Here is a 16,746-nt window from a genome sequence, read left to right on the forward strand (position 1 = left end):
TGGCGGCAGCCCGAAGGATGCCCCTTTCATTCTGACGATCCTGGGGAGGTTGGGCCACAGGCGCGATGTCCGTCACTGGGATTTTTTGGAGGATCGCATTGATGGCTTTGCGCGGGCTAAGCGTCATAACAGTCGAGGATCGGCACAATGCAGGCCGACCATAGGTCAGGAATGGCGAGGATCGAGATGGACAATTTTCAGTTCATAGACGGAAGCTGGGTGGTGGATCCGGACGCACCGACCGTGGCGAAGGGCGCCAAGGTCCCCAACCCGCCTTATGAGCCGAAAATCTTTCCGCCCCGGACCTATTATGATCCCGAATTGAATCAGAGGGAAACAGAGCTGTTCTGGCCGAAAGTCTGGACGATGGCGGGTCGTGTCTCCGACGTGCAGGAGGTGGGCGACTATTTCACCTATGAGCTGGGGCCGGAGAGCTTCATCATCGTCCGCAGCGACGCCGACACCATCAAGGCCTTCTACAATGTCTGCCCGCATCGGGGAAACCGGATCGCCTATAATGACATCGGCCATGCCAGCGACTTCACCTGCTCCTTCCACAGCTGGCAATTCTCGCTCGACGGCGAACTCAAGCGGATCACCGACGAGGAACTGTTCCACCCCAAGGTGATCTGCGACCGGCCGGGGCTGAAGGAGGTGCGCTGCGAGAGCTGGGGCGGGTTCGTCTTCGTGAACATGGACCCGGACGCGGTGCCGCTGCTCGATTTCCTCGGCTGCATTCCCGAGCATTTCGCGCCCTATAACCTCGAGAATTTCCGTATCTTCAAGGACTATGAGATCGAGTTCAACACCAACTGGAAGACGGCGGTGGACGCCTTCATCGAGGTGTATCACGTCCACAGCCTCCATCCCGAACTCGAGGTGCTGGCGGAGACGAAGCGCTGCCAGCACGACCTGCTTGAGAATGGGCATAGCCGCACGCTGGTGCCCGAAGGGCTGGTGAGCCATCGCGTCGAGCCGCGACCGAACGAACTGAATCCCGCGCTGGCGGTGATGCTGCGCCAATATGGTGTCGATCCGGCCGACTATGATGGACCGCCCGACAATGTCCGCGAGTATCTGATCCCCTACAAGCGGAAATGGGGCGAGGAAAATGGCGTCGACTTCTCGAAGCTGTCGGACCAGCAGCTCAAGGACCTGTGGAATTACCACGTCTTCCCGAACATGACGCTGAACATCACCGAGAGCGTCTGCATCGTCCAGCGCTGGATACCCCATGCGACCGACCCGCTGAAGTGTACCTACAGCGTCCAGACGCTGTTCCCGCTGCTCAACGACCCGTCGAAGACGCTGCTCGACATCACCAACCAGGCGACCGATTCCGAGTTCGTGACGATGGATCCCGACAACCGGCCGCCCAAGGTTCGTACCACGGACGGCATGGACCTGGGCTATGTGCTCAACCAGGATATCGAACAGCTCCAGTTCCAGCAGAAGGGCATCCGCTCCCGCTCGTTCGACGGGATGCGGTTCAGCTATCAGGAGGTCCGCATCCCGCATTACTGGGCCGAGATGGAACGCTATATCTCCGGCGAGAAATAGCGCGTGATCGAGCTCGACAAGCTCGGCCGCTGGGTGACGCCTACGGCCGAGCAGAGCTATGACGGCCGCGATTGCGCGCTCTATGCGCTGGCGCACGGCGTGGGCGGGGACCCGCTCGACCGGCGCCAGCTGGACTATGCGGCGCTCCCGGTGAAGCGGATGTTCCCGACGATGCCGCTGGCGATCGCCAATGCCGATCGCGCGCTGGAGCATGGTAATACGGGCGTCGATTATAGCCGGACGGTGCTGGGCGAGCAGAGCGTCGTCATCCATCGCCCCTTGCCGATCGCCGCGATGCTGCGCTGCGAGGGCGGCTTTCATGACGTCGTCGATCAGGGGGAGGGGCGCAACGCCACCATCCGCCTCGTCCGCCGCCTGTACCAGGGATCGGACCCGCAGCCGCTGGCGACGATGGTCGCGGGTTATGTGGCGCTGGGGCAGGGCGGTTTCGGCGGGCCGGGGCCTGATCCGGCGTCGTCCCCGGCCCTGCCCGATCGCGCGCCCGACACCGAAATATCGATCGCCACGCTGCCGCAGGCGGCGCTGCTCTATGATCTGACCGGCGATTATGTGCCGTTCCACGTCGATCCCGATCTGGCCCGCGCCATGGGGTTCGAGCGGCCGATCCTCCATGGCATCTGCACGGTGGGGCTGGCGGCGCGGGCGGCGATGATGGCGGGGTGCGAAGATCCGCGGTCGCTGTCGGTCCGGCTGGGCGCGGCGGTCTACCCGGGGGATGTGCTGCGCTTCTCGATCTGGCGCGACACCGGCGGCCTGATCCTGCGCGCCGACGTGCCGGCGCGCGGCGCTGTCGTCATTCGATCGGCTCTTGCGTCTGCATGAAACCATGGCGCGCGCCGCTGGTGCGATACTGACCGGGTGAAACCCCCAGCGCGCGCTTGAAGGCGCGGTTGAACGCCGCATCCGAGTCATAGCCGACCAGATGGGCGATCTCGCCGAGCCGCTGGTCGCTGCCGCGCAACAGCCGGCACGCCTTGTGCATCCGCCAGGTCGTCAGATATTCCATCGGTGCCTCGCCCACCAGCGCGCGGAAGCGGTGCGCGAAGGCCGATCGCGACAGCCCGATCTCGTCGGCCAGCGATTTCACCGTCCAGGCCTGGGCGGGCCGCATGTGCATCAGCCGCAGCGCCGACCCGATGGCGCGATCCCCCAGCGCGCCGAGCCAGCCGGGGCGATCGTTCATCTCGGTCGCCACATAGGCGCGGACCATCTGGATGAAGAGAACCTCGGCCAGGCGGCTGACCACGCTGCGCGCGCCGGGTGCTGAGCCCGATGTCTCCCGCGCCATCATCGTGAGTGTCTCGCCAAGCCCCAGCGCCGCGGCCTGCGCCGCCGAAATATGGATCATCGGCGGCAACAGCTTAGTGAGCGGGTGACTGCTCAATTCATCGAAGTTGAACCAGCCGCCGATCAGCACGGTACGGGCGCCGCTGCCCCCATATGGTTTCAGGCGGTCCTTCAATATCTGGCGGAAGGGGATCAGCGGCGTGGCCGCGTTGTCGCGCAAGGCATGGGCATCGCCATGCACGATCAGGAAGCAGTCGCCCGCGCTCAGCGGGGTGAGGCCGCCCGAATCCCCGATGGAAAGCAGGCAGTCTCCCTCCAGGATCATGCCCAGGCTGGCATCGTGCCTTTCATAGCTGACGCCCCAGGGCGCGCCAATCTCCAGCCGGCCATATCCGAAGCTGCGAACGTGCATCCCCGCCAGAACGTCGCTCATCGGATCCATTGGGTTCTCCGTGGACGATTGATCAATAAATTAGCCGTCTTGAGTATTTAGCGTCTGGTATTCCGTTCGTAAACTGCTCTCACAGGAAGCAGGAATGGCCGAATTGGGGGCCGGAACGAACGTCGACATTGCGTGTCGGCGAACGATCCAGCTCGGCCATGAACCCGCTTCTCGACAGGAGCGGGAGGTGAGCATGACCGGTTTGCGGAAGGCGACATTATCGAGCTGCCAGTCCAACGCATTGAAGCAGAGGATCACGTCCATCCTGCGCGATACGCAGGATGCCGAGGATGCGATCCAGGATGCCTATGTCCGGGTCCTCGAAATCGACGGCGCCTGCGACGCGATCCAGAATCCGGGCGCCTATCTGAACCGCGCCGCGCGCAATGTCGCGCTGGACAAGCTGCGCCGCAAGCGCCGCACCGACCGGATATTCGTGGCGATGGAAAGCAGCGAGGACGTGCGCGAACAGATCATGGCGCGGCCGTGCCTGAACCAGCGCGCCGACGACCGGCTGCACCAGCAGCAGACGATCAGCGCGGTCATGGATGCGGTGGCGATGCTGCCCCCAAATGCGGGCAGGCCTATCTGATGAGCTGCATCGACGAATATACCTATAGCGAGATCGCCAGCGAGATCGGCGTCTCGGTCAGCATGATCGAAAAATACGTCGCCCACGCCCGCCGCCACGTTCGCGCGTCGGTGCCCGCCGACTTCAACTGATCGGGCCGATCGGAAGAAGGCCGGCTGTGGCGCGCCGTGCCGCCGAACGTCCTTCAGGAAGAGCGAAAAGGAGATCGGCGTGGGCCTCAAGACCCCTGAACAATATGTGGAGAGCCTCCGCGACGGCCGCGTGACCTATTGGGACGGCGAACGGATCGACGACCTGACCACGCATCCGCGCTTTCGTCAGGCGCTGGCCATCGCAGCCGCCGATTATGACTATGCGGACGCCGGCCGCCGCGATGCCCGGGTGTACCGGGCCGAAGACGGCAGCGAGGCCAACCGCATCTACCAGATACCGACCGAGGAGGATCATCTGCGGCGGCGGATGGACTTCTTCGAATCCAGTTCGATCGTCGCCCAGGTGACCGGCGTCTATATGGCCCTGCTGAGCGAGCGCGACGCGGTCGCCGCGATCAACCCACAATATGCCGCCAATATCGAGGCGGTCTATCGCCATGCCCGCGACAATGACCTGCGCGCCGCCGAGGTGATTACCGATCCCAAGGGCGACCGCAAGCGCCGCGCCCATGAGCAGGACGATCCCGACCTGTATCTCCGGATCGTCGAGCGGAACGACAGGGGCATCGTCGTTCGCGGGGCCAAGCTGCACATCACCGGCGCGTCGCTGTGCCATGAGCTGGTGGTGCTGCCGGGCAAGGGGCTGAAGCCCGAGGAGGCCGATTATGCGGTCGCCTTCTCGATCCCGGTCAATACGCCGGGCGTGTCAATCATCAACAAGAGCTTCGCCAACGCCGAGCATGAGACCTTCGACGCGCCGATGACGGCGCGCAATGCGATCCCGGAAGGCTTCGTGATCTTCGACGACGTGCTGGTGCCGTGGGACCGGGTGTTCCTGGCCGGTGAGATCGACCTTTCGGCCAAGCTGACCCGATCGCTGGGGCTGTGGGAGCGGACTGGCGGGCTGACCGAGGCAGCGCATCGCGCCGAGATCTTCACCGGCCTCGCCCAGCTTGTCGCCGAGCAGCAGGGCAAGGAGCGCGATATCGCGATCCTGTCCTCGATCGCGGAGCTGATGCAGTTCGCGACCGTGCTGCGCATCATGCTGGAATATGCCTGCGCCAATTACCGGACGATGCCGTCGGGCATGATCTATCCCGACGTACTGGCGGTGAATGCGGGCAAATTCCATTATGCGTCCAACTATCACCGCATCGTCCAGATATTGCAGGACATGGCGGGCGGGCTGGTCATCACGCTGCCGTCGGTGAAGGACCTCCAGCATCCCGAGGCCGGCGCCTATATGCGCAAATATCTGCACACCAAGCAGGGCATCGCGGTGGAAGACCGGATGCGGGTGTTCAACACGATCCGTGACATGACGGCCGACAGCTATGGCGGCTGGCTGCTGGTGACCGCGCTGCAGGCCGGCGGCGGCCTGAACGCGGGCCGGATCATGCTGAACCGCGCCTATGATATCGAGCATGCCCGCGCGGCCGCCAAGAAGGCGGCAGGCATTTCCTGACATGGCGCTGCCCTACACCGAAGAGCATGACATGTTCCGGCGCAGCGTCCGCGCGTTCGTCGAGCGGGAGATCGCGCCGCATCACGAACGCTGGGAAGACGAGGGGATCGTCGACCGCGACCTGTGGCGCAAGGCCGGCGGGGCGGGCCTGCTGCTGACCGGCATCGCGTCCGAATATGGCGGCGGCGGCGGCGATTTCCTGATGACGCTGATCATGACCGAGGAACTGACGCGTGGCGTGTTCAGCGGCCCCGGCTTCCGCCTCCACTCGGATATCGTCGCGCCCTATATCGAGCATCTCGGCACCGAGGAGCAGAAGCGGCGCTGGCTGCCGGCCATGGCGAGCGGCGAGATGGTCGCGGCGGTGGCGATGACCGAGCCGGGCGCGGGCAGCGACCTGCAGGCAATCCGCACCACGGCGATCCGCGACGGCGACGACTATGTCGTCAATGGCCAGAAGACCTTCATCAGCAATGGATCTATGGCCGATCTCGTCGTCGTGGCCGTGAAGACCGATCCGGCCGAGGGCGCCAGGGGCACCAGCCTGCTGGTGATCGAGGCCGAGCGGGCGGGCTTCGCCAAGGGCAAGCGGCTCAAGAAGCTGGGCCTGAAGGCGCAGGACACCGCCGAGCTGTACTTCGACGATGTGCGCGTGCCGGTCGCCAACCGGCTGGGCGAGGAGGGCAAGGGTTTCGCCTATCTGATGCGGGAGCTGCCGCGCGAACGGCTGATCGCCGCCGCGATCGGCGTGATCGCCGCCGAGGCCGCGCTGGACTGGACGATCGACCATGTGAAATCGCGCAAGGCGTTCGGCGGCACCCTGTTCGATCTGCAGAACACCCGTTTCGTGCTGGGCGAGCTCAAGACCGAAGTGGAGATCGGCCGCACCTTCCTGGACGATTGCACGCTGCTGCTGATGCGCGGCGGGCTGGATGCGACGCGCGCGGCGATGGCGAAGCTCTGGTGTACCGAGCTGGAAGGGCGGGTGATCGACCGCTGCCTGCAGCTGTTCGGCGGCTATGGCTATATGTGGGAATATCCCATCGCCCGCGCCTATGCCGATGCCCGCGTCCACAGGATCCTCGCGGGCTCCAACGAGATCATGAAGGAACTGGTCGCGCGTTCGCTGTGAACGACGCGCGGGGGAGATGATGATGAGCGCGCAACGTGACGAAAGGCCTCTTCGGCTCCAGCGATCGGAACTGGCGGTGCCGGCAAGTTCGGAGAAATTCTTCGAGAAGGCGGCTCGCGGGCCGGCGGATTCGCTGTTCCTCGACCTTGAGGACGCGGTCGCGCCCGACCAGCGGGTCGCCGCGCGGGCGGCGGCGGTCAAGGCGCTGGGTGAGGTGGACTGGGGCCAGAAGATCGTCTCGGTCAGGGTCAATGGCCTGGGCACGATCTGGGGCCTCGACGACATATTGGCGGTCGCGCGCTGCCCCCGGCTGGATATGGTGCTGATCCCCAAGGTGGAGACGCCCGACGACGTGATCTTCGTCGACCGCCTGCTGAGCGAGATGGACCTGGCGACGCCGCGCGAGCGGCCGCTGGGGATCGAGATACTGATCGAGACGACCAAGGGCCTGGCCAATGTCGAGGCGATCGCGGCCTGCTCGAAGCGGCTTGAGGGGATCATCTTCGGGGTCGGCGACTATTCGATCGAGCTCCAGAATTTCGACACCGTCTTCGGGTCGCCCAGCCCCGACTATGCGATGCGCACGCCCGACGGCGCGATGCACTGGAACGACCAGTGGCATTTCGCGCTGGCGCGGATTGCCAATGCCTGCCGCGCCTATGGCCTGCGGCCGATCGACGGCCCCTATGCCAATTATGGCGATGTCGAGGGCTATCGCAACAGCTGCCGCCGCTCGCGCGCGCTGGGCTTCGAGGGGAAATGGGCGATCCACCCTTCACAGGCGCCGCTGGCCAACGAGGAGTTCGCGCCGCGTCCCGAGCATCTGCGCTGGGCCCGGGACATCGAGGCGAAGATGGCCAGGGCCGCCGCCGAGGGGCAGGGCGCGATCGGGCTGGACGGCGTATTGATCGACCGGGCGCATGTGAAACTGGCGGAGCGCATATTGCGCCGCGCCGCGCTGGCCGAAGGGCGATGAACGCCCCGCTCGCCGGCATCCGGGTGCTCGATATCGCGACCTTCCTGGCCGCGCCGTTCTGCGGCACGGTGCTGGCGGATTTCGGCGCCGAGGTGTTCAAGATCGAGCAGCCCGAGGGCGGGGACTCGCTGCGCCGTTTCGGTTCGCGCAGCGACGCCGGCGATACGTTCATGTGGATGAGCGAGGCGCGCAACAAGAAGTCCGCGACCCTGGACCTGCGCACCCCCGAGGGCGCGGAGCTGTTCCGCAAGCTGGTTGCCCAATCCGATGTCGTGCTGGAGAATTTCCGCCCCGGCACGCTGGAGAAATGGGGGCTGGGCTATGCCGCGCTGGCGGAGATCAATCCCAGGCTGGTGATGCTGCGGGTCAGCGCCTACGGCCAGACCGGGCCCTATAAGGCCCGCCCGGGCTTCGCGCGGATCGCGCATGCGTTCAGCGGCCTTTCCTATCTCGCCGGCGAGCCGGGACGAGTTCCGGTGGTGCCGGGATCAACATCGCTGGCCGATTACATGTCGGGGCTGTTCGGCGCGATCGGCGTGCTGATCGCGCTGCGCCATGCCGAGAAGACCGGGCAGGGGCAGGAGGTGGACGTCGGCCTGTACGAGTCGATGTTCCGCGTGCTCGATGAACTGGCCCCCGCCTTCGCCGGCCGGGGCGTCCAGCGCGAACGCATGGGCGCCGATGTCATCAACATCGTGCCGCACAGCCATTACCCGACCGCGGATGGCCATCATGTCGCGCTCGCATGCTCGAACGATCGGATGTGGGAACGGCTGACGGCGGCGATGGGGAAGCCCGAGCTGGCGAAGGACCCGCGCTATGCGACGATCCCGGCCCGCGCGGCGCATCGTGACGAGATCAACGCGCTGGTCGGCGGCTGGACGGCGAGCCTGCCCGTACAGGAACTGATCGCCCGCTGCGACGCCGACCAGGTGCCGGTCAGCAAGCTGATGTCGATAGCCGACATCTTCGACGACCCCCAATATGCGGCGCGCGACAATCTGCTGACGATCGACGATCCGCGCGCGGGGCCGCTGACCCTGCCCGGCCCGGTGCCGCGCCTGTCGCGCACGCCGCCCGAACTCAGGCATGCCGGCCCCGCGCTGGGCGATGCCAATGAGGAACTGTTCCGCACCATATTGGGCGTGAGCGAGGAGGATTATCAGGACCTCCGCGCGCGCCGGATCATATAGCTTCTGGAGCCCCCATGTCCGATCGCCAAATGACCCTGATCGCATTTCTGCAAGCGCAGAACTGCTCCAATTTCCCCGCATCGTGGCGGCATCCCGAAGCGGCGCAGGACTTCACCTCCGCCGCCTATTATCAGCGCATCGGCAAGACGCTGGAGGCGGCGAAGATCCATCTGGCCTTTTTCGACGACCGGCTGGCGATCCCGGACATCTATGGCGACGATTTCCGCGTGACGATGCGCGAGGGCATTCGCGCGGCCAAGCTCGATCCGATGCTGTGCGCGATGGCGATGGGGCTGGCGACCGAGCGGCTCGGCATCGGCGTGACCTATTCGACGACCTATTATGAGCCCTTCCATGTGGCGCGCACCTTCGCCACGCTCGACAGCCTGACCGGCGGGCGGGCGGCGTGGAATGTCGTGACCTCGCTCAACCAGTCCGAGGCGGTCAATTTCGGGCGGACCGAGGTGCTTGAGCATGACCTGCGCTACGATCGCGCCGATGAGTTCATCGGCGTGGTGCGCGACCATTGGCGGAGCTGGGATGACGATGCGCTGCGGATGGATCGCGAAACGGGCCTGTTCGCCGATCCGGACGGGGTGCGCCGGCTAGATCATGAAGGCGACTGGTTCCGATCGCGCGGGCCCTTCACCGTGCCGAGATCGCCGCAGGGCGAGCCCATCCTGATCCAGGCGGGCCAGAGCGGGCGGGGCAAGCAGTTCGCCGCGAAATGGGGCGATCTGACCTTCGTCATCTATCCGAATCTGGAGATGGGCCGGCGGCAATATGCCGACTTCAAAAGCTATCTGGGCTCGATCGGCCGCGATCCGGATCAGACCAAGGTCGCGCCCGCCGTCTATGCGGTGATCGGCGAGAGCCAGGCCGAGGCCGAGGATCGCTACGCCGCGATCCAGGCGCTGGCCAAGCCGATCGATGCGCTGGTGCTGCTGTCCGAGGTGCTCAATTTCGACTTTTCGACCAAGGGCTATGACGAGGCTTTCTCCAGCGAGGAGATGGACGGAATATCGGGCATCCAGGCCTTCCGCGACCGGGTGGTGACGATGAGCGGCCGGGCCAATCCGACGGTGGGCGACTTCGTGGAGTTTACCCGGCGCGGCACGCTGAACGAGTTTCCGGTGTTCGTCGGCGACGCGAAATCGGTCGCCGATCAGATGGAGGAATGGTTCGGCACCGCCTGCGACGGCTTCGTGCTGGCGGCCAGCCATGTGCCGGGCAGCTATGAGGACTTCACCCGGATGGTGGTGCCCGAACTGCAGCGCCGTGGCCTGTTCCAGACCGAATATGCCGGCAGCACGCTGCGCGAGAATCTGGGCCTTCCCGCCCTCCATGTCTGATCGGGAGCCGCGCATCCGGCGGAGCGCGCTCTATCTGCCGGCGTCGAATGAACGCGCGATCGAGAAGGCGCGGACCCTGCCGTGCGATGTCGTGATCCTCGACCTGGAGGACGCCGTCGCGCCCGAGGCGAAGGAGGCGGCGCGGGAGATGGCGGCGCGCGCGGTCGCCGATGGCGGCTTCGGACGGCGGGAACTTGTGGTACGGGTCAACGGCCTCGGCACCCCATGGGGCGAGGCCGACCTGGCGGCGATCGGGCCGGCCGGGGCCGACGCGATCCTGGTGCCGAAAATCGACGATGGAGCGACGCTGCGGCGCTATGACGCTCTGCTGGCGCAGGCTCCGGCGGCGACCCGGCTGTGGGCGATGATCGAGACGGCGCGCAGCATGTTCGCGCTGCAGGACATCGCGGCGCAGGCGGAGGCGACCCGCCTGGCCTGCTTCGTGATGGGGACCAACGACCTGGCCAAGGAATTGCGCGCCAGCCCCGATGTGGGCCGCGAGGGCTTTGTCGGCTTCCTGTCGTCGACGGTGGCGGCGGCGCGCGCCCATGGGCTTTCGGCCATCGACGGCGTGTTCAACGACATCGGCGATGCGGAGGGCCTGGTCCGGCAATGCGCCCAGGCGCTGGCGCTGGGTTTCGACGGCAAGACGCTGATTCATCCCGGACAGATCGACATTTGCAATCGCGCCTTCACGCCAGGCGACGACCGGATCGAGGCCGCCCGGGCGATTGTCGCGGCGTTCGATGCGCCCGAGAATGCCGGCGCGGGAGCGCTGAAGGTGAACGGGCAGATGGCCGAGCGGTTGCACCTGGAACAGGCGCGGGCGCTGCTGGCGATGCGGGCGCAGATCGACGAGATGGGCTGAGGAGCGCGACGATGGACGGCAAGGCGAAGATGGCCGCGGTGCGCGCGATGATCGAGCGCTCGACGAGCGGCGATGTCGCGGGAACGCTGGCCCTGCTGCATCCCGACATGGTGTTCCGCGAGGCACAGGGCCTGCCCTATCCCGGCGACTTTGTCGGCCATGACGGCTTCCTTCGCCTCGTGGAGGAATGCGCGGCGGCCTATGCACTGCACGTCGACAGCTATGAACTGGCCTATGATGGCGAGCGGGTGATCGCGCAGATGCAGCTCACCGCGACCTCGAACAGGAGCGGGCGCGTGCTGAAGACGGCCGTCACCGAATTCTACAGTTTCCGGGATGGCCTGATCGCCGACGGCGACATCTATTACAAGGACAGCCGGGCGATGTGGGAACTCGCCACGATCGGGTGACGGCCGGCTATAGCGCTTCCAGGATGGTGACATTGGCCTGGCCGCCGCCCTCGCACATCGTCTGCAGGCCATAGCGCTTGCCGCCCGCGCGGAGCGCGTGGATCAGTGTCGCCATCAGCTTGGTGCCCGACGCGCCGAGCGGATGGCCCAGCGCGATCGCCCCGCCATGCACGTTGAGCCTCACCGGATCGGCATCGAGGGCGCGCAGCCAGGCCAGCGGGATCGGCGCGAAAGCCTCGTTGACCTCGTAAAGGTCGATATCGCCGATCCGCATGCCTGCCTTGTCCAGCGCCCGCCGGGTCACCGCCAGCGGGGCTTCGAGGTTGATCACCGGATCCTCGGCCCCGACCGACATGTGATGGAGCCGCGCCAGCGGCGTCAGGCCGAAGCGCTTGAGGGCATCCTCGCCGACCACCACGACGCCGGAGGCGCCATCGCAGACCTGGCTCGATGTGGCGGCGGTCAGCATGCCGCCCTCCTGCAGCAGCTTCACCCCGGCGATGCCTTCGAAGCTCGCATCGAAGCGGATGCCCTCGTCGATCCGGTGAAGTTCCGTCGCGCCATCGGCGCCGGTGATTTCGATCGGCAGGATTTCGCCGTCGAACGCCCCCGATCGCGTCGCGGCGGCCGCCTTGAGATGGCTGTCGAGCGCGAACTGGTCGAGTTCGTCCTTGGTCAGGCCATGCTTCCTGGCAATCGCCTCGGCCCCGGCGAACTGGCTGAAACGCACGCCCTTGTAGCGCCGCTCCATCGCCGGGCTGAACGGGCCGTCGAGCCCCTGTGCGGTTGCCGCCGTGACGGGAGTGCCCATGGGGACCCGGCTCATGCTTTCGACGCCGGCCGCGAACACCACGTCCATCATGCCGCTCATCACCGCCTGGGCAGCAAACTGCACGGCCTGCTGGCTCGATCCGCACTGCCGGTCGACCGTGGTGGCGGGCACCGACTCCGGGAGCGAGGATGCGAGGACCGAATAGCGGGCGACATTGTTCGCCTGCGCGCCGGCCTGGCTGACGCAGCCCATGATGACATCGTCGATCGCGGCCGGATCGATGCCGGTGGTGGCCGCCAGATGGTCGAGCATCCGCCCCCCCAGGTCGGCGGGATGCCAGCCGGACAGGCGGCCGCCGCGACGGCCTCCGGCGGTGCGTGCGGCCGCGACGATATAGGCTTGCTTCATAAAGGCTCCGAGAGCGCCGGGCAGGAATGCGCGGCCCTGTCGAATATGACGTTCGAGCGGCGGCATGCCCGGAACCCCCATCGTCGAGCGGGCCCATCGGCTTCGCTTAGCGCATGGATTTTCCGCGACGGACGGCGGATATCTGGGCGGCGCGCTGTGGTCGGGGCGGTAGCCGAACGTCGGAACCGATGGGACCGCATATCAGAGAGGCTGGGAGACACGCATAATGGCTGGACGTCTGGAGGGGAAAGTCGCTCTCGTGACCGGGGGCGGCCGGGGCATCGGCCGTGAGGAGGTGCTGCTGCTCGCCCGCGAAGGCGCGAAGGTCGTGATCAACGATCTCGGCACCTCCACCGAAGGGCAGGGCAGCGATGGCGGCGTCGCCCAGGCCATGGCCGACGAAATCCGGGCCGCCGGTGGCGATGCGGTCGCCAATGGCGATTCCGTGGCGGAGATGGCGGGCGGCCGCCGCATGGTCGAATGCGCGATGGACCATTTCGGGCGGCTCGACATCCTGATCAACAATGCCGGCATCACCAAGCTCAGCCCGATCTACGAGATGAGCGAGGAGGACTGGGACATCGTCCACGCCGTGAACACCAAGGGCGTGTTCACCACTGTGCGGCATGCCGCGCCGATCATGATGCAGCAGAGATCGGGCGTGATCATCAACACCTGCTCGGCGTCGGGTCTCGGCCATCTCCATATGTCCAACTATGCCTCGTCCAAGGAGGCCGTCGTCGGCTTCACCCGTTCGATCGCCCGCGATCTGGGGCCCTATGGCATCAGGTGCAATGCGATCCGTCCGATGGCGCAGACCCGGATGTCGAACGCCGACATCGCCGAGACGATGCGGATATCGCAGCGCCAGTTCGGGATTCCCGCCGTTGGCAACGAATGGCTCGATGGCAAGTCGACGGGCTTCAAGCCCGAGCAGGTGGCGGCGGTGGTCGTCTGGCTGGCGACCGACAAGACGAAATCGGTCAATGGCCGGACCTTCATGATCGCCCGCCAGGAAGTCGGCCTCTACACGGAGCCGGAGGCGACCCGCGTCGCCTTCCATCCTGATGGCTGGGATCTCGACGCGCTCGACAGCCCGGCGGCGCAGGCCTTTCTGGCCGGCGTGCTCAAGAACGTGTTTCAACCGGCGGAGTGATGGACGGCGCGGCCGGCTTCGTGGAAGGCGCCGACCGCCTGCGCCACTGGCCGGGAGCCTGCTTCACCCAGATCGCCTGGACTACCAACGATATCGATCGCGCGCTGCCGCTGCTCCAGAACTGGCTCGGCGCGCGCGATTTCGTGCGGGTCGGCGACCGGCTGCTGACGGTCATGACCCCCGATGGAGAACGGGTGCTGCGCCAGAATCTGGCTTTCGGCCGGGCAGGGGCGGTTTCCATCGAACTGATCGAGCCGATCGGCGACGATGGCGGGTTCTGGAGCGATGGTTTCGGCGAGACCGGCTTCGCGATGCGCCAGCATCATCTGTCGATCGCGATCGATGGCGACCGATCGGCCTGGCAGGCCTTTCGCGACCAGGCCGCCGCGATCGCGCCCGTGCCGGTGCAGGGCCGTTACGAGCGGTCCCATTTCCTGTTCGTCGACCTGAGGCCGGCGCTGGGCTGCTACCTGGAGGCGACGTGGCGCGATCCGGATTCGCGCGAAGGCCGTCAGGCCCCACCCACATCCACTTCCACGATGCCGTCGACGACGCGCGACGCATAGATACGGATCGGTCGCGACGCAGGGAATTTCACCGCGCAGCCGGTCCTGAGATCGAACATGCCGCCATGGACCGGGCAGGCTATCGAACCGCCGACGATCCGCCCCCGCGCCAATGGCTGGCGCTGGTGCGAGCAGAGGTTCTCCACGACATATATGTCATCGCGCAGGCGGGAAATGAGAAGATCATGTCCCTCGACGACATGGCGGACATATTTGCCGGACGGGACATCGGTGAAGGAAATGGTTGGAACGAACTTCTGTTCGGGCACGATCTCTCCTGGCATCGGATGACTTTGCCGATCCGCCGCAAGCATACAAGATCGGCGCGACAATATTGCCAATCTTTTTCGGCCGCCGTTGAGAGGTGGTCCTCCGTAAGACGTCAAATAGGGAGAAGTGTCGGAGAGGCGAGCCACGAGCCCCAGCCGCTCCAGCGCGTGAGTTAGGGGTACGCGATGAAATTCGGATTGCTCATGGAATTATCGGTACCACGTCCGTGGACCAACAATATCGAGCACAAGGTATTCCATGATTCGATCGAGCAGGTGGTCGTCGCGGAATCGCTGGGCTTCGATCAGGTGTGGAGTGTCGAGCATCATTTCCTCGAAGAATATTCGCACAGTTCCTGTCCGGAGATATTCCTGGCGGCGGTCGCGGCGCGCACCAGCAGGATAAGACTGGGCTTCGGCATCGCGACCTGCGTCCCGCAGATATCGCACCCCGCGAAACTGGCGGAGAAGACAGCGTTCCTGGACGTGATATCGAGCGGGCGCGTCGAGGTGGGCACCGGCCGTTCGTCGACCTGGAACGAACTGGGCGGCTTCGGGGCTTCGATCGACGACACCAAGAAATCCTGGGACGAGTTCATCCGCGCCATCCCCAAAATGTGGATGCAGGAGCGCTATTCCCACAAGGGCCTGACCTTCTCGATGCCCGAACGGGCCGTGCTGCCGAAGCCGTACCAGAAGCCGCACCCGCCGCTCTGGGTGGCGGTGACGGCGCCGGGAACCGAGCTCGACGCCGCCGATCGCGGGCTGGGCTGCCTGACGCTCAGCTTCGGCAATATCGGCAATACCGGCGAGCGGTTCGAGACCTATCGCAAGCGGATCAAGAATTGCGAACCCGTCGGCGCGTTCGTGAACGAGCAGATCATCGCCGCCAACTGGCTCTACTGCCATGAGGACAAGGCGCATGCGATCGAGCGCGGTCGCCAACTCGTCGGCGGCTTCGGTTCGGCGGCGGCGCAGATCAGCGAGATCAAGGGCGTCTATCCCGCCAGCAACTATCTGGAACAGGGGCTGCTGGGCATGTTCCGCGCCGATCCGGACAATGCATCGGCCCGGGGAAAGATGCCCGACGGATTGTGCCTGGGTGATCCCGACGAAATCATCAAGGTCTTGAAGAGGTGGGAAAGCACAGGTGTCGATCGGCTGATGTTCCTGATCAACTATATGGAAGTCCTGACCCAGAAGGAGGTGCTCGACAGCCTCAGGCTGTTCGCGCGTGAAGTCATGCCGCATTTCGATCCGGAGGCGGCGATCGCCGCGCGTCTGATGCTCGACACTATCGGCGCGGAGGCGCGCGCATGACGGCGCATCATCTGGACGGCCAGCGCGATATAGCATGGCTGGAGCCGCGCGCCGCCGATCTCACCCGCCGCGTCACCGAAGACCTCATCATTCCCGAGGTGGACATCTGCTGCGGCCTGGTCGAAATTCCCGTCGAGGATGCCCTGCGCGTCCTGCCACCGGCGCTGCATCCGGCGATCCCGGGCCTGGTCGGGCTGTACACCTACAGCGCCCCGGAGAGCCCGATCGGGGCGTTCAACATGGTGTTCGTCGGCGTGCTGGCGCGATCGGGCGTCAAGCCCCGGCTGATGGTCACCGCCGGCTTCATCGACAATGCCGAAGCCGGCCGGCTGCTGTCCAGCGGCTGGGGCTTTCCGCTGGAGGTGGCCGATGTGCGGCTGGCGGTCAATTATGACCGGGTGCGCACCACGGTCGCCCGCGACGGGCGATTGCTGCTGTCTTTCGAGGTGCAGCATCCCGTCGCGATGACGGGAGCCGGCAGCACCCTGCGCTATCCGCAGCCGTTCAACCTCACCCGATCCGAGGGCGGCCTGAAGTTCGTCCAGTTCGACGCGAGCTACGGTTTCGAGCGGGTCGCGCGGGGCCATCCGCGCATCACCTATTGCGATCCGGATCTGGTGGGCGGCGTCGAGGTGTCGGACGACTTCCCGGTCACCGGGACGCTCGCCAAGGCGAAGATGACGCTCCACCCCATCCGCTATGTGGCGGAGACGGCGACACGGGCGGAAGACGGCGGCGTCAGCCAGTTGAGCTGACCGCCGCCGGGCGATTGCATGCGGGATCGAAAGGAGGCCGGGGATCGCTC

At 65.7% G+C, this 16,746-nt stretch carries 18 protein-coding genes; 15 read left to right on the plus strand and 3 right to left on the minus strand.

Features of this window, described 5'->3' with window-relative positions; translation table 11 throughout:
- Positions 1 to 147: 147 nt before the first annotated feature.
- Positions 148 to 1,560, plus strand: coding sequence for an aromatic ring-hydroxylating oxygenase subunit alpha (locus tag CMV14_RS07490; protein WP_083216040.1), 1,413 nt, complete (start codon positions 148 to 150; stop codon positions 1,558 to 1,560).
- A gap of 3 nt (positions 1,561 to 1,563) precedes the next feature.
- Positions 1,564 to 2,403: a MaoC/PaaZ C-terminal domain-containing protein gene (locus tag CMV14_RS07495; RefSeq protein WP_066967468.1), complete on the plus strand. Its 840-nt coding sequence runs from the start codon at positions 1,564 to 1,566 to the stop codon at positions 2,401 to 2,403.
- On the opposite strand, the gene CMV14_RS07500 is transcribed toward CMV14_RS07495, so the two are convergent.
- Entirely contained in the window at positions 2,375 to 3,301 is a 927-nt protein-coding gene (locus CMV14_RS07500) for an AraC family transcriptional regulator (RefSeq protein WP_176489112.1), read from the minus strand. The genes CMV14_RS07495 and CMV14_RS07500 overlap by 29 nt on opposite strands.
- A gap of 202 nt (positions 3,302 to 3,503) precedes the next feature.
- On the opposite strand from CMV14_RS07500, the gene CMV14_RS07505 reads away from it, so the two are divergent.
- From CMV14_RS07505 to CMV14_RS07545, 9 genes are all read left to right on the plus strand, one after another.
- Complete coding sequence (locus tag CMV14_RS07505; RefSeq protein ID WP_192876312.1) at positions 3,504 to 3,902, plus strand: RNA polymerase sigma factor; 399 nt, start codon at positions 3,504 to 3,506, stop codon at positions 3,900 to 3,902.
- Positions 3,902 to 4,033 carry a sigma factor-like helix-turn-helix DNA-binding protein gene (locus tag CMV14_RS07510; RefSeq protein ID WP_096367693.1) on the plus strand — a complete coding sequence of 44 codons (132 nt, stop codon included), beginning with the start codon at positions 3,902 to 3,904 and terminating at the stop codon, positions 4,031 to 4,033. Before CMV14_RS07505 ends, CMV14_RS07510 begins: the two co-directional genes overlap by 1 nt.
- A 79-nt stretch (positions 4,034 to 4,112) precedes the next feature.
- Entirely contained in the window at positions 4,113 to 5,519 is a 1,407-nt protein-coding gene (locus tag CMV14_RS07515) for a 4-hydroxyphenylacetate 3-hydroxylase N-terminal domain-containing protein (RefSeq protein WP_066967477.1), read from the plus strand.
- 1 nt (position 5,520) lies between these two features.
- Positions 5,521 to 6,651 (plus strand): acyl-CoA dehydrogenase family protein, encoded by a 1,131-nt coding sequence (locus tag CMV14_RS07520; RefSeq protein ID WP_066967480.1) that lies wholly within the window; start codon positions 5,521 to 5,523, stop codon positions 6,649 to 6,651.
- A 22-nt stretch (positions 6,652 to 6,673) separates the two neighbouring features.
- Positions 6,674 to 7,627 (plus strand): HpcH/HpaI aldolase/citrate lyase family protein, encoded by a 954-nt coding sequence (locus CMV14_RS07525; RefSeq protein ID WP_096367837.1) that lies wholly within the window; start codon positions 6,674 to 6,676, stop codon positions 7,625 to 7,627.
- A complete protein-coding gene (locus tag CMV14_RS07530; RefSeq protein ID WP_066967486.1) occupies positions 7,624 to 8,820 on the plus strand; it encodes a CaiB/BaiF CoA transferase family protein in 1,197 nt (398 codons plus the stop codon). Before CMV14_RS07525 ends, CMV14_RS07530 begins: the two co-directional genes overlap by 4 nt.
- 14 nt (positions 8,821 to 8,834) lie before the next feature.
- On the plus strand, positions 8,835 to 10,172 hold the full coding sequence (locus CMV14_RS07535) for an LLM class flavin-dependent oxidoreductase (protein WP_083216042.1): 1,338 nt from the start codon (positions 8,835 to 8,837) through the stop codon (positions 10,170 to 10,172).
- The gene (locus CMV14_RS07540; RefSeq protein ID WP_066967488.1) at positions 10,165 to 11,040 is read left to right on the plus strand and encodes an HpcH/HpaI aldolase/citrate lyase family protein; all 876 of its coding nucleotides are present in this window, start codon (positions 10,165 to 10,167) and stop codon (positions 11,038 to 11,040) included. The genes CMV14_RS07535 and CMV14_RS07540 overlap by 8 nt, the downstream gene beginning before the upstream one ends.
- An 11-nt stretch (positions 11,041 to 11,051) precedes the next feature.
- Positions 11,052 to 11,450 carry a nuclear transport factor 2 family protein gene (locus CMV14_RS07545; RefSeq protein ID WP_066967491.1) on the plus strand — a complete coding sequence of 133 codons (399 nt, stop codon included), beginning with the start codon at positions 11,052 to 11,054 and terminating at the stop codon, positions 11,448 to 11,450.
- A gap of 7 nt (positions 11,451 to 11,457) precedes the next feature.
- On the opposite strand, the gene CMV14_RS07550 is transcribed toward CMV14_RS07545, so the two are convergent.
- Positions 11,458 to 12,630, minus strand: a complete 1,173-nt coding sequence (locus tag CMV14_RS07550) for an acetyl-CoA C-acetyltransferase (RefSeq protein WP_066967494.1) — start codon at positions 12,628 to 12,630, stop codon at positions 11,458 to 11,460.
- 226 nt (positions 12,631 to 12,856) lie between these two features.
- Here CMV14_RS07550 and CMV14_RS07555 point away from each other — a divergent pair, with 226 nt between their 5' ends.
- Positions 12,857 to 13,786 (plus strand): SDR family NAD(P)-dependent oxidoreductase, encoded by a 930-nt coding sequence (locus tag CMV14_RS07555; RefSeq protein ID WP_066967497.1) that lies wholly within the window; start codon positions 12,857 to 12,859, stop codon positions 13,784 to 13,786.
- Entirely contained in the window at positions 13,786 to 14,352 is a 567-nt protein-coding gene (locus CMV14_RS07560) for a VOC family protein (RefSeq protein ID WP_066967500.1), read from the plus strand. Before CMV14_RS07555 ends, CMV14_RS07560 begins: the two co-directional genes overlap by 1 nt.
- On the opposite strand, the gene CMV14_RS07565 is transcribed toward CMV14_RS07560, so the two are convergent.
- Positions 14,298 to 14,621: a Rieske (2Fe-2S) protein gene (locus tag CMV14_RS07565; protein WP_176489114.1), complete on the minus strand. Its 324-nt coding sequence runs from the start codon at positions 14,619 to 14,621 to the stop codon at positions 14,298 to 14,300. The genes CMV14_RS07560 and CMV14_RS07565 overlap by 55 nt on opposite strands.
- Before the next feature lie 186 nt (positions 14,622 to 14,807).
- On the opposite strand from CMV14_RS07565, the gene CMV14_RS07570 reads away from it, so the two are divergent.
- A complete protein-coding gene (locus CMV14_RS07570) occupies positions 14,808 to 15,941 on the plus strand; it encodes an LLM class flavin-dependent oxidoreductase (RefSeq protein ID WP_083216044.1) in 1,134 nt (377 codons plus the stop codon).
- Positions 15,938 to 16,696, plus strand: coding sequence for an acetoacetate decarboxylase family protein (locus tag CMV14_RS07575; protein WP_066967507.1), 759 nt, complete (start codon positions 15,938 to 15,940; stop codon positions 16,694 to 16,696). Before CMV14_RS07570 ends, CMV14_RS07575 begins: the two co-directional genes overlap by 4 nt.
- The last annotated feature ends 50 nt before the right edge of the window (positions 16,697 to 16,746 follow it).

It is taken from the genome of Rhizorhabdus dicambivorans (genome assembly GCF_002355275.1).
In the GTDB taxonomy this organism is placed as follows: Bacteria; Pseudomonadota; Alphaproteobacteria; order Sphingomonadales; family Sphingomonadaceae; genus Rhizorhabdus; species Rhizorhabdus dicambivorans.

Bases quoted from the DNA above. Each gene is read 5' to 3' on its own strand.
- CMV14_RS07490 (WP_083216040.1), top strand. From the start codon at position 148: ATGCAGGCCGACCATAGGTCAGGAATGGCGAGGATCGAGATGGACAAT.
- CMV14_RS07500 (WP_176489112.1), bottom strand. From the start codon at position 3,301: ATGAGCGACGTTCTGGCGGGGATGCACGTTCGCAGCTTCGGATATGGC.
- CMV14_RS07505 (WP_192876312.1), top strand. From the start codon at position 3,504: ATGACCGGTTTGCGGAAGGCGACATTATCGAGCTGCCAGTCCAACGCA.
- CMV14_RS07510 (WP_096367693.1), top strand. From the start codon at position 3,902: ATGAGCTGCATCGACGAATATACCTATAGCGAGATCGCCAGCGAGATC.
- CMV14_RS07520 (WP_066967480.1), top strand. From the start codon at position 5,521: ATGGCGCTGCCCTACACCGAAGAGCATGACATGTTCCGGCGCAGCGTC.
- CMV14_RS07525 (WP_096367837.1), top strand. From the start codon at position 6,674: ATGAGCGCGCAACGTGACGAAAGGCCTCTTCGGCTCCAGCGATCGGAA.
- CMV14_RS07530 (WP_066967486.1), top strand. From the start codon at position 7,624: ATGAACGCCCCGCTCGCCGGCATCCGGGTGCTCGATATCGCGACCTTC.
- CMV14_RS07535 (WP_083216042.1), top strand. From the start codon at position 8,835: ATGTCCGATCGCCAAATGACCCTGATCGCATTTCTGCAAGCGCAGAAC.
- CMV14_RS07540 (WP_066967488.1), top strand. From the start codon at position 10,165: ATGTCTGATCGGGAGCCGCGCATCCGGCGGAGCGCGCTCTATCTGCCG.
- CMV14_RS07545 (WP_066967491.1), top strand. From the start codon at position 11,052: ATGGACGGCAAGGCGAAGATGGCCGCGGTGCGCGCGATGATCGAGCGC.
- CMV14_RS07550 (WP_066967494.1), bottom strand. From the start codon at position 12,630: ATGAAGCAAGCCTATATCGTCGCGGCCGCACGCACCGCCGGAGGCCGT.
- CMV14_RS07555 (WP_066967497.1), top strand. From the start codon at position 12,857: ATGGCTGGACGTCTGGAGGGGAAAGTCGCTCTCGTGACCGGGGGCGGC.
- CMV14_RS07560 (WP_066967500.1), top strand. From the start codon at position 13,786: ATGGACGGCGCGGCCGGCTTCGTGGAAGGCGCCGACCGCCTGCGCCAC.
- CMV14_RS07570 (WP_083216044.1), top strand. From the start codon at position 14,808: ATGAAATTCGGATTGCTCATGGAATTATCGGTACCACGTCCGTGGACC.
- CMV14_RS07575 (WP_066967507.1), top strand. From the start codon at position 15,938: ATGACGGCGCATCATCTGGACGGCCAGCGCGATATAGCATGGCTGGAG.